This is a genomic window from Kitasatospora sp. NE20-6 (assembly GCF_045862635.1).
The window spans coordinates 40,347-54,954 of sequence record NZ_BPRL01000015.1 but is presented as its reverse complement, the minus strand read 5'-3'; the positions used below and the strand labels follow the sequence as shown (position 1 = coordinate 54,954).

The 14,608-nt window shown below is 67.7% G+C and carries 10 protein-coding genes; 2 read left to right on the top strand and 8 right to left on the bottom strand.

From position 1 onward, the window contains the following. Window positions 1–67: 67 nt before the first annotated feature. Together SNE206_RS14985 and SNE206_RS14980 are read right to left on the bottom strand one after the other, a co-directional pair. Window positions 68–481: a hypothetical protein gene (locus SNE206_RS14985; protein WP_407913832.1), complete on the bottom strand. Its 414-nt coding sequence runs from the start codon at window positions 479–481 to the stop codon at window positions 68–70. Continuing rightward, window positions 481–2,445 carry a hypothetical protein gene (locus tag SNE206_RS14980; protein ID WP_407913831.1) on the bottom strand — a complete coding sequence of 655 codons (1,965 nt, stop codon included), beginning with the start codon at window positions 2,443–2,445 and terminating at the stop codon, window positions 481–483. Before SNE206_RS14980 ends, SNE206_RS14985 begins: the two co-directional genes overlap by 1 nt. A 570-nt stretch (window positions 2,446–3,015) precedes the next feature. On the opposite strand from SNE206_RS14980, the gene SNE206_RS14975 reads away from it, so the two are divergent. Then, window positions 3,016–4,650: a hypothetical protein gene (locus SNE206_RS14975; protein WP_407913830.1), complete on the top strand. Its 1,635-nt coding sequence runs from the start codon at window positions 3,016–3,018 to the stop codon at window positions 4,648–4,650. 108 nt (window positions 4,651–4,758) lie between these two features. On the opposite strand, the gene SNE206_RS14970 is transcribed toward SNE206_RS14975, so the two are convergent. From SNE206_RS14970 to SNE206_RS14945, 6 genes are all read right to left on the bottom strand, one after another. Then, complete coding sequence (locus SNE206_RS14970) at window positions 4,759–5,652, bottom strand: DNA-processing protein DprA (RefSeq protein ID WP_407913829.1); 894 nt, start codon at window positions 5,650–5,652, stop codon at window positions 4,759–4,761. A 412-nt stretch (window positions 5,653–6,064) separates the two neighbouring features. After that, window positions 6,065–7,735: a hypothetical protein gene (locus SNE206_RS14965; protein WP_407913828.1), complete on the bottom strand. Its 1,671-nt coding sequence runs from the start codon at window positions 7,733–7,735 to the stop codon at window positions 6,065–6,067. Between the two features lie 157 nt (window positions 7,736–7,892). Next, window positions 7,893–9,104 (bottom strand): PIN domain-containing protein, encoded by a 1,212-nt coding sequence (locus tag SNE206_RS14960; protein ID WP_407913827.1) that lies wholly within the window; start codon window positions 9,102–9,104, stop codon window positions 7,893–7,895. Between the two features lie 201 nt (window positions 9,105–9,305). After that, the gene (locus tag SNE206_RS14955; protein ID WP_407913826.1) at window positions 9,306–10,625 is read right to left on the bottom strand and encodes a UDP-glucose dehydrogenase family protein; all 1,320 of its coding nucleotides are present in this window, start codon (window positions 10,623–10,625) and stop codon (window positions 9,306–9,308) included. A 70-nt stretch (window positions 10,626–10,695) separates the two neighbouring features. After that, window positions 10,696–11,136 (bottom strand): NUDIX domain-containing protein, encoded by a 441-nt coding sequence (locus SNE206_RS14950; protein ID WP_407913825.1) that lies wholly within the window; start codon window positions 11,134–11,136, stop codon window positions 10,696–10,698. Between the two features lie 28 nt (window positions 11,137–11,164). Further along, window positions 11,165–12,931 (bottom strand): asparagine synthetase B family protein, encoded by a 1,767-nt coding sequence (locus tag SNE206_RS14945; protein WP_407913824.1) that lies wholly within the window; start codon window positions 12,929–12,931, stop codon window positions 11,165–11,167. 272 nt (window positions 12,932–13,203) lie between these two features. Here SNE206_RS14945 and SNE206_RS14940 point away from each other — a divergent pair, with 272 nt between their 5' ends. Further along, window positions 13,204–14,595, top strand: coding sequence for a sporulation protein (locus SNE206_RS14940; protein ID WP_407913823.1), 1,392 nt, complete (start codon window positions 13,204–13,206; stop codon window positions 14,593–14,595). Window positions 14,596–14,608 lie beyond the last annotated feature (13 nt).

Below are 14,608 nucleotides of genomic sequence, written 5' to 3'. Positions count from 1 at the left end.
ACCGTCCTTCCGATGCCGGGGGCCACATGTGCTTCCGGTGCCGGCCGCGGTTTCGGCCGTCCGGGGGTCAGGTGCGCTGGCCTGGCATTCGCGTCCGATGCACGAGCGGGATGCCGAGGCGCGCGGCCACGGTCTTTTCCAGGACGGAGACGACGTGGCTGGGGGTCACGTCGCGCAGCGGGATGACCCAGTACTCGACCCACTCGTCCCGCTTCGAGACGTTGCTGTTGATGTGCTGGTTGATCCTGGTCGCGGCCGCTCCCCGGTTCAGGCCCCGGGTGGGGGCGGTCTGGCCGCAGTAGCAGGCGTTGCCGTTGCGGTTGACCGCGATGTAGATCGCCTTGTTCTCGTGCCCGGAGTTCTGGCCGATGGGGATCGGCTCGGGCAGTGGTTCGGCGAGCCACGGGCCGGCGAGCCGGGTGAGCATGGCGTACCGGTCGTCGGTGATGGGGACGACGCCGATCCAGGTCGTGTTGGTCATCAGCGCGGCGCCCGCTCGGAGATGTCGCGCAGATCGTCGTCCATGTTGCGCAGGTGCGTGAACGACGCCTGGACCTCGACCCACGGGATCTTGTCGTCGGTGCGGTTCTCCTTGCGCATGTCGATCAGGTAGGCGAGGTCGCCCGCGGCCCCGGTGAGGGACTTCTGGAAGACGGTGAGGGCCTGCTCCTCGCGCTCGGTGTCAGTGGGGTCGTCGAGGTAGTTGTCGGGGTTGAAGCCGTGATTGGCAGCGAGGCGCAGGTGCGCGTTGAAGTCGCTGCCCTTCCAGTCGTCGCGCTCGACGAGCTGGCCGTCGGACCACCACCGGGGACGGAGGCCGGCCCGGATCCGCTTGATCGCGTCGGCGAGGACCAGCCGGCCCTCCTTCGTGTCGAGGACGGTGTTGATAACCGCTCCGACGCTGCTGCGCATGATCTTGAGGCCACCGACGAGCTGCTCGGCGGAGCCACCGGGGGCGAGGAGGTTGCCGCTGGTGACCAGGGTGGTCATGGCGATCACGCCGAGGAGCAGCCGGGCGGGCATGTCACCGTTCTCGGCGCGGATGTGGAGGTCGTCGACGGCCTGGTCGGTGTCGATGTTCTCGACGGTCCACTCATGGTTGACGAGGGCCTGCCAGAGGCAGCCGGTGTCGAGGGCAGTGCGCACCGAGGCCATGGTCTCCTTGGGGAGGCTGGAGTAGGAGCGCAGGCCGAGCTCGATGATCGGTCCGTTGCGGTGGCTGAGCTGGAGGCTGCGCTTGTCGAGCTTCGCGGCCATGATCGCGTTCAGGCGGCGTTCCTTGCGGGTGAGCTGCTGAACGACGAGGGCGAAGCGCAGTTCGCGGCAGGTGGGGTTGAGGCCGAGCGTCTTCATGGCGTCGGTGACGTCGGCGCGTCCGAGGAGGACGCCCTTCATGTCCTTGGAGTTGTCGCCGAGTTCGCCGGTGTCGGACAGGGCGGTGACGATCTCCTCGGCGGTGACGGCGTTCTGGGAGGCCGTCTCGAAGGGCTTCACGCCGATGTTCATGCGCATCAGCAGCGAGCGGACGGCGACCGGGAAGCGGCGCATGCCCATGGTGGGGTCGTCGTCGGTGTAGCCGACGATGACCTGCACCGGGACCGTCATGGCGTTGAGGATCTTGGTGGCCTGGTCGCGCTTGCCGCGGGCGGCCTTGCTCTCGCCCGGGTTGGCGTTGATCTGCTGGTAGGCGGCCTTGATGACCTTGCGGACGAGGTCGCGCCGCTCGGCGAGGTCGAGCCGCATGAGGTGGGACGGGAGCAGCGGGCGGGGCTCCGGGGAGGTGGTGTTGTCGATCCAGCTGCCGGGGACCTCGATGTCCCTGGTGCACGACGCCCAGCGGCTGTTGCCGTCGACGATGTCGAGGTCGTCGTCGGGGTGGTGGCCGGGGTTGACGAAGGTGGCGGGAACGGCGGTCAGGGGACGCTCGACGATGCGCCGGCCAACTTCCTGCGGGTTGTCCTTCCGAACGCGCGTGGACGCCCGGTCGATGGCGGTGAGGAGGTCGTCCATGGCATCGGCGTAGACGAGGGCTGCGTGGGTGTCGTGCGCGGTGGGCATGGCCAGGACCCGGCGGGTGCTGGCGGTGTTCGGGTCGGCGGCGTAGTGCGCCTCGTCGAGGAGACGGTCGTTCTCGATCGCGGGGGACAGCATCAGCGTGTACGCGCGGTAGGTGATGACGGTCAGCCAGCCGGTCTCGACGCGGTGGCGGTCCAGGCGGGCGCCGTCGAGCAGTCCCGGCTCGACCGCGCCGAACGCGATCCGGCGGACGGCGGTGGGGGAAAGCTGGGCGTCGGGGTGCAGTTCGAGGAACTTGATCGCCCTGGTGGTCTTGCTGACCGGCTCGACGTAGTGCTCGAACGGCGTGGAGCGGTCGCCGGAGCGGATGTCGATGACGGGGATGTCGCCGGCGTCGTCGTGTTCGGCGAGGAGGTCGATGGTGCTCAACGATGGTCCCATCCGGATGGGCAGCGCGAGACGGGGCTCGCGGCCGGTGATCGGCGTACGCGAGCAGAGCGCCATCGGAGCGCAACGCACCCGTGCCCGCCTCTGGGAGGACCGCGGTCCGTCTCTGGGCTGACCCGGCGTCGCTTCGGTGACCTGCAGGCGAATCCGGGTGCCCGCCCCGTGACGTGCAGGCGGCGTACTCGGGTCTTGCCGATGGATACCGCGGTGTCCACCGGCTGCACAACAGGCCGCCCTCGGCGGCGGCGACGGCAAGACCGTACACCCATCCGCGCTGACACCGCACGCGCATTGATGACCCTTCAGGTCAGACCGGGCTCTACCTGGCCGAACTCGCATGACAGACCATCAGGGGATGAGGCGGGAGCGTGCGGCGCGCGCCACCTCGGTGCCGGACCGGGCCGCGAACGCGGCCCGGTCGCCGTGCGGCTGGGCGTGCCCCGCCAAGTCGGAACGGCTCATTCTCGTCCCCAACGTTCAGCTGATACGGGATCATGTGAGCACCAACCGGATGTATCGCCCTGCAGCGCCAGGGCTGGATGGGCGGGTGCGATGGCGAACAAGGTGCAGGCAGTTGTCTTCGACTACAAGGCCGTGTTCCAAGCCGGGCAAGCCGGCATAACACCCCGCCCTGACATAGCCCAGCTACTCCACGCTCTCGATCAGCAAGGAGTGGCCTGGGTCCTGCTGACAATGCAGTCGATCGACGCTGCCGCACTCTGTTCCTTGGCCGGATTGCCGCAGCCCGCGCTCCACCTCTCGCAGGAGGACATCCCCGACCGAAAGGGCCGGGGCAGCGGACTCTGGCTCGACCAGGCAGCCGAACGGCTCCACCTCCGCAAGAACCAGCTAGTGATCGTCGGCACCACGGAATGGGACTGGTTGACCGGCATCAACGCCGGCGTGCTCTACCTCCACGCCCGCTGGGCGAGCGCGCTCGGCAAGCCGATCACCGCCCTGGGGGTGGACGACCCTGCAGACCTCTACTGGCTGCTCGACCGACACCTTCTCCACGAGCCGCAGTGGCTCTTCGCCCTTGACGACGAGAAGCGCTCGCTTCGGGTGCGCTCACTCTTTCAGCCCGACGAGACCTTCCCCGGGACCAGCCCCACCTCCTTCAATCTGAAGACCGTCTTCACCTACGACCGCACGGTGACTGTCGGGGACGGGAGCGCACGCGACATCCTCATGATGCACCTGCTTCTCTCGGCCTATTTGGACGGATCACTGCCCCACCGGGCCTGGTTCTGCGTCTACCCAAGCAGTACCCCTGGCCGGGTCAACGACCAGCTCGCCGAGTTCCTTGAGCCCGCCAAGGTCATGGTGGGCTCGTACTACAAGGGAGACCTACTCGTCCGGGCAACCCAGGCGACGGACACCAGCATGGCCCGCGCTACCGGGCGTCATGACACCGTCTCGATCGCCACCCAGGCGACCACCGTCCACCTCAACCCGAAGTACCAAAGCACTGTCAGGGGAAAGACAGTTGTCGTCTTCGACGACTTCACTACCGAGGGTATGAGCCTGGATTGGGCCAGGAACCTGCTAACCGAGGCCGGCGCCCGGCAGATCATCGGCGTGACCATCGGCAAGTACCGCAAGCCTTACACCGTGTTCACCCCGCGGCCCGGCGTCACGATCAACGCCTTCACCCCCAACGCCCTCACGCCGGCCGACTTCACCACCGAGTACCTCTCCCCAGGCTTCGGCACCGGCCCCGGCGACTTGGTCCGCGAGACTATGAGCAAGCTCATCGTTGGAGACACTGGCCTGCCCGACGTTGAACCCCGCCCCGCCATCCGGCCGCGGATCGCAGCACCGACGGTGGTACCCGCGAACTCCACTGCCGCTATCCGGCCCGCGCCGGCCGGCCGTCGCGAACCGATGCGCACCTACAAGAACGGACGCCAACGTCACATCGGCGACATCCTGAACCAGCTCGTCCCTTGGCACGGGGAGTATCTCTATCCCCCCGGGAAGCTCTCCAGCAGGGCGCTGTGGTGGTTCGCCCCCTTCGGCGGTCCCGTCAAAACCTGGTGGAGCACCCGGGAAGCCGAGACGCTGATCAGCTCGATGTGCGAGGAACACGGCATCATCTGGGAGCCTGTCCTGCCTCCCTACGGCGAAACCGAGCGGCTCGAGGCAGTACAGCGGATCGAGCGCCGCCGCCGGGCGGCGGACAGCTGACCGGCTGCCCGGTGCCTCCGTTCCCCACAGGGTGCCGCGAGATGGGCGCGAACCGGGCCTGGGGGCCGGGGGCAGCTGCGGCTTGCAGGCGGTGGGACGGAGCTTCCGCTATAGGCCGGCGATCGTGAGCTGGTGGTATGGCTCTTCTGCCTGAGCTGACGCGACGGGTGCCGAGTCCAGCTGCCCCAGGACGTCGTCAAGCGTCGCTACCATGACCGCCCGGCCGGCGGAGACCATCTTTGCGGCCCAGGGTTCCTGCGCGACCAGCGACCGCAGAAGGAAGACGCGCTTGCCGTGCTCGTACGCGATCCTCGCCTGCATCTTGGCGCCGGAGGTCCTGGACGCCTCGATCACGATGCTGCCCAGGGCGCTCCCGGACGTGACGACGTTGCGCCTGGGAAAGGTCCACCTCGCCGGGTTCGACAGGGGCCAGAACTGGGAGAACAGCGCTCCGCCCTCGCGGACGATCTGCTTGGCCAGTCCCTCGTTCGCTGCGGGGTAGACCTTCGAGGCGATGCCGTGGCCCAGGACCGCCACCGTCCGGCCTCCTGCATTCAGCGCCGCTACGTGCGCGGCCGAGTCGATGCCCAGCGCCAAGCCGGAGTACACGGCGACGTCCGCCTCGACCAGGCCCTTCGACATCCTCTTCGCCCGGCTGATTCCGTCCTCGGTCGCGCCGCGCGTGCCGACGACGGCCAAGGAGCGGCGGTCGGCGTCCGACAGGTCGCCCAGATAGAAGAGGAAGGGGGGCCTGTCGGGCACCAGCCGCAGGTTCGCCGGGTAGGCGTCGTCCAGCACGGTGACGATCCGCGCGCCGGCCAGCTCCGCGGCCTCCAGCTCGATGACGACGCGGTCGCGGGCCTCCGGGAGATGGGCGAGGGCAGTGCGCAGAATCGGCAGGCTCTCTCGGGCCGTACTGGACTGCTCCCGGATGTTCCCCTCGAGCGTTGCCTCGATGTCTGCTGCGCTTTCGCAGGTGCGGGCCAGCAGGCTCCAGTCCACGGACTTGTCGTTGACGCGAAGCGCGCACAGCGCCAGTAGGTCCCGATGCGTCTCAGAAAGCTCGCCGGGCAGTCTGCCCTGTCGGACGGAGGCAGGAGGGGATGGCATGATCGTTCCTTCTACTCGCGGCCCGAAGCTGTTCGAAGGGCGGTGCGGTACTACCTTGGGCCTGCTGCCATCATGGCGTACGCCGCCCACAAGGCTCCAGCCAGCGCACCGACCGACCTGGCCGGTCGCGGCGCATGCGCAGTGAGCGGCCAGCCAGACGAGGGCTCGGTCTCAGCTGGGCAGCGAGAAAAGGGCGGCGGTCTGCCGGGCTCTGTGGCAGAACCTCGGACGGCACCAACGGCTGACCTCGGTCCCTGCAGAGAGGTGACCGCTGTTTATGGGGAATCATGCCGTTCCTAGACCCCTAGCCCCATGGATTTTGACGCGAGCCACCGCTTTCGAAGAAGTCTTTTGCAACCCGACTATCAAGGCCAGTGGACTTCCACTCATGAGGCGGGAAGAAGACAGGCTTCAAGTCGGTGACGCAATCGTAAGTCACCAAAATTCCCTCCACCTCTACATTCACCTTGGCTACATTCGGGAGCGGGGCCTCTCGGACAGCCTTAAGCATTTCATTGATGTAGACAACGTCGCCATCACTGGCTTTCACCATCTGCCCGAGGGTGCGATAGTCGATGATTGTAGTCCTGGAGGTTTCTTCCTCGAAGAACATGCCCGAGTTTTGGGAGGTCACGATAAGACTCCTGAGCACCATATGGCCATCATGGAGAGGGTTTGGATCCGCGGAAAGAACTCGCTCGGCGAGCAGTGCCGCCCCGCCTTCTGATCTTAGCGTCTCGACCACGCCGCCAACTTGGGAAAAAGCCTTCGCCAGGCCACCCTTATTCAAAGAACGAAGGTAATCTTTTGCCCAGTAGGCGGGGAGGGTGGCCTTCGCCTCGATGGCGAATACGTAATACCCGAGCGTCTCCTCGCGCGAAACGACCAGCAAATCAATATCGGGTGCAGTTGGGTCGATCGCCGCAAGGGAAACATTCTTTCGGGCATAGAAGCCACCCGCCTTAAATACTGACGCCAGACGATCAACGAACGTGTCCCCGAGCGGGTTGCTAATGTGAGAAAGGAACCAGTTCGGATTTTGGCTGGCTTGAACGCGCAAGAGGTGCGCAGGTATGTCATCGTCGATGATGCTCTCGGCCGCCATTAGGTACTCTGGGAGCGCCGGGTGGTCGACGATGTTGAAGTACATTGGCTGGAGCTTCTTGCCTCGAGAGTATGTGAGATCACCCACAATGAGGCGAACTTCCGCGTCGGTCAATCCGGTGCCGACCACGAGCTCCTGCACGAGCTGGTCCTTTGGAAACTGAAATGTGGGCCATGTGGAATTAGCCCTAGCGAAGTATCGGTGATAGAGGGCCTTGGCGAGAAGGTACTCGTACACGCGACGGAAGTTCTCGTAGCTGTATTTATCCAGCGAGACCTCAGTGGATGCGGAATCCAGCAGATCGAACTTCAGGCGGGCACGCACGCGAGCCTCGGCGAGTGTCAACTCGAATGCTTTCCCGATATGCTCGCCGTCGCCGAACTCCTCTTTGCCGCGCAGTGAGAGTTCAATGCCAGGGTCCTCCACGCCCCGCCGGTGCATCTCAATATTGTCCAGGAGCATCGTATTCCACCCCTGGGAGAACTGTCGAGGTATGGAGGGGTCAGAAAATTCAATGGCGACGCGGTTTCGATCGAACTTCCACGAGAATGATCCCTCAGAGGTGTAGCTGTAGTAGAGATACTCCCTTATAAGGTAGTAGTGCGACAGGAATGTCAGATCTTCGACTACTTTTTCGACATCGCTTTCGATGCTGGATGTGCCACCCTCAATGATGAGTGGGAGTGCGACGTCAAGGCCTCTCCGGATTGTGCTGGCCAAGTCGCTCATCCCCGAGCCCCGAGAATCGGCGATCGAGAGAATACCGAACGCGTCGCGAAGGACCGACGGTGCAGACATCTTGAAGATGTCCCTGCTTTGCATTTCCCTATCGAGGGCCAGTTCAAATTCCTTGATTTGCTCGATACTCACCTGCGCCAACCCTCCGACTTTGACTCTCTGTTACCCAGCGCACAACCGGCAGCTCATGGCAGATTCGTCTATCACGCAAGAGATCCCCGATGGGCATCACTTATCACAGAAGCGACGGCCGGCCAGTCTCATCTGACAGGCCGTCGCCGTTTCTTCATTAGCCAGCTGCGGTTTCTCCGATAGTGAAGCCGCCGGACTTGTATTTGACGAATGCCGCGGTTAGACCTGCGATGAGTAGCCCGAGGGCCGCCGCAGTGCTGGTGGTCGAGGCCGTCGCGTCGAGGACGATGGGTTCCCACTCGTCCTTCTCTGCCGGATCAAGGGCGGTGGGTGCCCAGGACTGCAGGATGGTGGGAACCTCGCCCGGCCTCGAGCTGAAGAGGAGCTTGGTCCGCCACTGACAGGCGATCTGCGCTGCTGACCCGGCCGCGGTCGGTGCGGCGGTTGTAATCGTGGTCGGCAGTGTCGCGAAGCCGACCAAGATCCAGTCGACTGTCGCGGTGTACCACTCTTCGTCGCCGATCTTGTGGCCCGAGACGTCCTGAACGCGCCGCACGATTGCGTTCGGGGCGCTGATCCATGTGTTCCAACGAACGGGGGTGTAGTCGGTGGCCAGCCCGGTCAGGAAGCCGTTCACCGAGTTTCCGACCCAGGTGCGTGCCGGTGCCGCCAGCAGATCCTTGACTGCGGACTCCAGTGGGCTCAGCGTCTCCTCGCTGGCCAGCAGCTCGCTCAGCGCCTTCTGGATGAAATCCTCGTCGATGTCCAGCGGTGTGCTGAACTGTTCGACGACTTCGTCGAAGGACGTCAGGAGCACGAGTCGTTCCTCAAGGCCCTCAAGGTCCTCGGCCATCGGCGAGGGGAATGTGCCGCCCTTACCGAAGTCGCTCGTGTTCGCGCTGGCGAAGTGAACCGTCTCGGTGGGGTTGTTCTTCAGGTAGTCGATCACCGACAGCCAGATGGCTGCGTCCCGGGCACCAGCCTTCGCCTTCGCATCCGAGCCCTTGGCCGGCTTCTCGCAGTTGGCCTCGCGGGCGAGTGCTTGGAGGGCGACGTCGCCAGAGGTCTCGATGATCTCGAACAGTGTTCCGTACTTCTGCCGCCAGTAGCGCTTGGCGGCATCGGCGTCAAAGGCGCTCGGGTTCCGTTCCCTCAACCACGGCGCGGTCCGGTTCAACGCCGTGATCGCGGAGTCGGCGGCCTTGTGAGCGTCAGCGTGCCGGAGAACCTTCTGGGCGACCAGTTCCTCTCGGACCATCCAGGGGATGCCCACCTTCTGCTGGCCGGACTTCTTCAGAGCGCGAAGCAGGTCGAACTTGGGATCATCCGGGCTCAGGCCGAACAGCGTGGAGGTGTCGAAAACGATCACGCGGAGCTCCTCAACATGGGTGGTCCCAGCATTCCAGAGCACTGGCCGTCGATCACCGGGGTTTCCGAAACGGGCCTTGATGCGCCGCTGTCCCGAGTCGTCTGGACGGCTCGGGACAGCGGCGCGCTCGATCAGGCGATCAGGTTCAGCGTGGGAGCGATGTTGCGGCAGGAGTCCGCGAAGGCGTGCGGCCGGTGGGGGTCAGGGGCGGCCGAGAGCGTGGAAGGTCCAGCCGGCCGTGCGCCAGCGCTCGGGGTTGAGGGTGCCGCGGGCGTCGATGGCCCTGGGGACGGCGATGTGCTGGAGGAGGGTGGCCGGGTCGGTGTCGGAGTACTGGGGCCAGTCGGTCAGGTGCAGCAGCAGGGCGGCGCCGATGACGGCCGAGGCGGGGTCGTCGGCGTACTCGAGCTGGGGGTAGGCCCGGCGGGCGTTCTCCATCGCGGCCGGGTCGTGGACGGTGACCTCCGCGCCAGCCCGGTGCAGCGCATCGGCGACCGCGAGGGCCGGGGAGTCGCGGATGTCGTCGGTGTTGGCCTTGAACGCGGCGCCCCAGACTGCGATCCGCTTGCCGGCCAGGGTGCCGCCGAGTGCCTGGCGGGCGAGGGCGACGGTGTGCTCGCGCCGGCGCTGGTTGATCACGTCGACCTGGCGGAGCAAGGTGGCGGCCTGGTTAGCGCCGATCTCCTCGGCGCGGTGGGTGAATCCGGCCAGGTCCTTGGGCAGGCAGCCGCCGCCGAACCCGAGGCCGGGTCGCATGCCCTTGGCGCCGATCCGCTGGTCGTAACCCAGGGCGAGGGCGAGCTGCTGGACGTCGGCGCCGGTCAGTTCGCAGAGTTCGGCCATCGCGTTGATGAAGGAGATCTTGGTGGCGAGGAAGGCGTTCGCGGCGCCCTTGATCAGCTCGGCGGTGGGCATATCGGTGACGATGAGCGGGGAGCCCTTGGTCAGGATGTCGGCATAGACAGCTCGGAAGGCGGCCTCGCTGCTGGTGTCGCCGTCCTCGATGCCGAGCACGATGCGGTCCGGCTCCAGGGTGTCCTGGACGGCGAAGGACTCGCGCAGGAACTCCGGCGACCAGGCCAGCCGGACGCTCACCCCGGCGGGCGTGTGCTCGTCCAGGGTCTGCCGCAGCTGGGCGACGGTGCCGACCGGGACGGTGGACTTGCCGATGATGAGCGCGCCGTCCCGGAGCCTGGGGGCCAGGCGGCGGACCGCGGAGTGGAGGTGGGTGAGGTCGTAGGCGCCGCTGCCGTCCTGCTGGGGGGTGCCGACGCCCAAGAACTGGATGTCGGCGAACTCAGCGGCCTCCGAGTAGGAGGCGGTGAATCGCAGGTTGCCTACGGCGGTGTGCTTGGCGAGCAGGTCGTCCAGGCCGCGCTCGACGAACGGGGCCTGGCCCTTGTTCAGCGCCTCGACCTTGAACGTGTCGGTGTCCATGCCGAGGACCTGGTGGCCGAGCTCGGCCATCGCGGCGGCGTGGGTCGCGCCGAGGTAGCCGCAGCCGATCACGGTGAGCTTCACGAACGTGTCCTTCCAAGGGGGCGGGGTGCCGCCTGGCCGGGCGCCCCGGTCCCCCTCGAGGACGGGGCGGTCAGGCGCCCGGCTGGGCGGCGAGGAAGCGGTGGATGCCGTCGCGGATGAACGGCGGGATGGTCAGAACGGGCAGGTGCTCAGGGGCGAAGAACTGGAGCTTGACGCCCTCGGCCAGTGGCAGCGCGGTCTCGTCGCCGTCCCAGGAGCCGGCGAAGAAGGTGATGATCTGCCCGGAGCCGTGGACGTCCCGGATCTCGAACAGCTCGGTCAGGCCGCCGTCGACGGCCAGGCCGGCTTCCTCGTCGAGCTCACGGACGATCGCGCCGACCGGGGTCTCGCCGGGATCGCAGCCGCCTCCAAGTAGGCTCCAGTGGCCGGGCCAGGCCACGTGTTCGAGGTCGTCGCGCAGGTGCAGCAGGAGCTCGCCGCGGCGGTTGGTGATGATCGCGACCGCTCCGCGCGGTTCGGCGGCGGACGGGTTCTGGGGAAGGATCTCCATGTGCTCACCGTAGTGAGCCGACGGACCGTCATGCCGCAGCCGCCAGCGTCTGGTCGGAGAACCAGGCCGCGGCCATCAGGGCCTGCATCCGGGTGCGGTCGAACCGCCCGCCCGGCCGCAGGCCGCCCGCCAGGAGCGGCTGCAGCCCGCGCGGGGCCTGGTCGAGCGCGGAGCTGATCTGGGCGGTCGCCCAGGGCTCCAGCGGGCCGGACAGCCAGCTCGGGACCGGGGAGGCGAACCCGAGCTTGTCCCGGCTGCCCCAGACCTCCCGGGGCAGGCCGAGGGTCTTCGCGGCGTCCCGCAGGATCCGCTTGCCCGCCGCCGGGTCGGCGATCTTGTGCTCGATGGGCAGCCGGTAGGAGAACTCGACCAGGTCCCGGGCCAGGTAAGGCGAGCGCCGCTCCAGCGCGAATGCCGAGGCGAGCTTGTCCGAGGTCATCACCAGCGGGCGCCAGGCCGTGGCCAGGTCCGCCAGAGTCAGCCCCCGCGCCAGGTCTCCGCCGGCCCGGCGGAGGGAGTCGGTGACCAGCTCGTGGAGCCGCCCGTCCGGGTCCTGGCCGCGCAGGACCAGCTTCACGATCGCCTCGGCTGGCTCCAGCGGCTCCCCGGTGGAACCGAGGAGCTTGGAGGCCAGCGGCCGGTAGGCCTCCAGCCCGGCGTCCAGCACCGCCTGCGGGCCGAACAGGACGAGCGCGTGGCGGACGTAGCCCATCAGGAACTCGTCCGGGCCGAGCCCGCCGACCACGACCCGGATGCCACGTTCGGCGACCGCCCGGTAGGCCATGTGCTCGCTGAACGTGCTGGCGTTGCCCATGGGGTAGTCCAGTGCGTGCATGATCTCCGGGAGCGCGCGGGTGAAGTCCTGGACGGTCGGCTCGATGACGACCAGTTCGGCGCCGATGTCCCGGGCGACGAGCGCGGCGGTCTCGGACTCGTCAAGGCGGTCCTGGCCGGGGTAGCGGACCGTGACGCAGACCGGCGGGCGCATCAGGTAGGCCAGCACCGACGAGTCCAGCCCGCCCGACAGCAGCAGCGCGAAGTCCGAGCCGGGCGCCCGCATCGGGATCCGGTCTGCCAGCAGGGTCGAGAACCGGGCCAGCGCGGTCTTGTAGTCGCCCTGCCAGGGCTCCAGGCCCTCCAGTTGCCACCAGGTCCGCTGGACCAGCGATCCGGTGGCGACGTCGAAGGCCAGCAGCCCGGCCGGTGGCAGCAGCTGGATCCCCTGGAACGGGGTGTCGGCGCCGGTCGGCGTCTCGATGGACAGCATCTCCGGTCGGACGACCAGCGGGGCGGTGCCGTAGCCGGTCAGGGTGGTGACCTCGGAGGCGAACGCGAGGCGCCCACCGTCCAGGCGCCAGTAGAGGGGCTTCTCGCCGAGCCGGTCCCGGGCGAGGAACAGCCGGCCCTCGCGCGGGTCATAGGCGGCCAGGGCGAACATGCCGTCCAGCCCAGCCAGGCAGGCCGGCCCGAGCTTGGCCCAGGCCCGCACGACCAGGTGGGCGTCGGTGTCACCGGGCTCCAGGTCGATGCCCCAAGCTGCGGCGACCTGCCGGTAGTTGTAGATCTCGCCGTTGAAGGTGAGGACGATGCCGCTGGCCGGGTCCTGGTAGGGGCCGGGCTGGGCGGCGCGGTCGACGATCAGCAGGGTGTTCATGGACAGCACCGCCCGGCCGTCGGCCGAGATCAGGTGCCGGGTGCCGTCCGGGCCGCGGTGGTGCTGGGCCAGGCCCATCGCCGCGACCGTGGTCTCGTGGCGGGCGGCGTCCGCGCCGGCCAGTCCTGCGATTCCGCACATCTGGTTGTCACCCCCGAGCGTGAATCGGTGAAGGCCCCCGCCGGAAGGTCTGTGGTCCGGTCCGGCGGAGGCCCGGGGCATCAGACAACCGCGTCCCGCCGACCCGGGGCAGGGCTCGCAAGGGGGCTCACAACTCGCGAAAGCGGTTCATCACGAGCGGCGAAGGCAATACCCTCGGTGATCCGGCGTCAGGTGCCGGATGTACGACTTCTCGTGCCCAGTCGCGTACGACTTCCGCGCAGAGCCGCGCGGGACCGATGGAGGGGGACGCTGTGGCGTCGGCCACCCGCCGGGCCAAGCCGCCGAACGACGCGCTGGCCCGGATGATCGAAAAGTGTGACGGGGCCAGCCACAAATCGCTGGCCCTTCGCGTGAACCAGCTGGCCCACGAAGCCGGGCTGACCACGACATATACGCATACCTCGGTCGCGAACTGGTGCCGCCGCGGCATGGTTCCCGACTGGCCCGTGCCCAAGCTGCTGGCCCAGGCGATCGGCGAACGCCTCGGACGACCAGTGCAGTTGGCGGAGATCGGTATGGCGGACACGCAGACACCGGACGCCGCGGTGGGGTTGGATTTCCCGCGAGACCCCGCCGACGCCGTCCGCGTCGCCACTTCGTTCTGGAGTTCCGTGAACCGCCGCGACTTCCTCACCGGATCCAGTTTCGCCGTCGCCGCGTTCACCACGCCGGTGACCCGCTGGCCGGTGACACCCGCCGACGAGACAGCGGCCCACCGTGGCAGCGTGCGCGTGGGTGCCGCTGACCTCGCCGAGTTGCGGGAGGCCGCCGACGACGCCCGCCGCTGGGACTCGAAGTATGGCGGCGGGAACTGGAAGGCCAACTCGGTCACGGCTTGCCTGCAGGAGCGTGCCGTCCCGCTGCTGAACGGCTCGTTCAGCGACGGGGTGGGCCGCGAGCTGTTCTCGGTGACTGCCGAGCTGTCCCGCCTGGCCGGCTGGACGGCCTTCGACGTCGGTCAGCACGACGCCGCCCAACGGCACTTCATCCAGGCCCTCCGCCTCGCCCGGGCCGGCGGCGACGTGCAGCTCGGCTGCTATGTGCTGACCACCATGGCGATGCAGACCCTGCTGCGGGGCTTCGCCAGCGAGGCCATCGACATGACCCAGGGTGCCTTCCAGCGGGCCAAGCACGAGGCGGCGCCCAGGGTGCTGGCGTTCACCAAGCTGATCGAGGCCCGGGCCCATGCCCGTGCGGGTGACGCGAGGGCGGCTGCGGCTGCCCTCGCCTCCTCCGAGGGCCTCCTCGGCCAGGCCGGGGACGGCGACGACGAACCGGCGTGGATCGACTTCTATGGCCACCCCCGCCTGTCGGCGGACGCGGCGGAGATCTTCCGTGACCTGAAGAGGCCCAAGGAGGCCCTCGCCTGGAACGCGCGGGCAACCGCCATGGCACCGGGCGTGTTCACCCGCTCGGTCGGGATGCGTCTGGCCATCGTCGGGACCGCCCACCTCCAGGACCGGGACCTCGACCACGGACTGCAACTCGGCCACCAGGCCGTGGACATCCTCGCCCGCGTCCAGTCCTCCCGGGCCCTGGACTACGTCCGCGAGTTCAACGCGGCCCTCACGCCTTGGCGGCGAGAGCCGACCGTCCGAGAGTTCGTCCACCGCACCCGCAAGGAGCTCGGCATCGCCGCGTGACTGGATCCCGTGC

Coding starts and splice junctions, on each gene's coding strand:
- SNE206_RS14945 (WP_407913824.1), bottom strand. CDS start 12,931: ATGTGCGGAATCGCAGGACTGGCCGGCGCGGACGCCGCCCGCCACGAG.
- SNE206_RS14950 (WP_407913825.1), bottom strand. CDS start 11,136: ATGGAGATCCTTCCCCAGAACCCGTCCGCCGCCGAACCGCGCGGAGCG.
- SNE206_RS14985 (WP_407913832.1), bottom strand. CDS start 481: ATGACCAACACGACCTGGATCGGCGTCGTCCCCATCACCGACGACCGG.
- SNE206_RS14975 (WP_407913830.1), top strand. CDS start 3,016: ATGGCGAACAAGGTGCAGGCAGTTGTCTTCGACTACAAGGCCGTGTTC.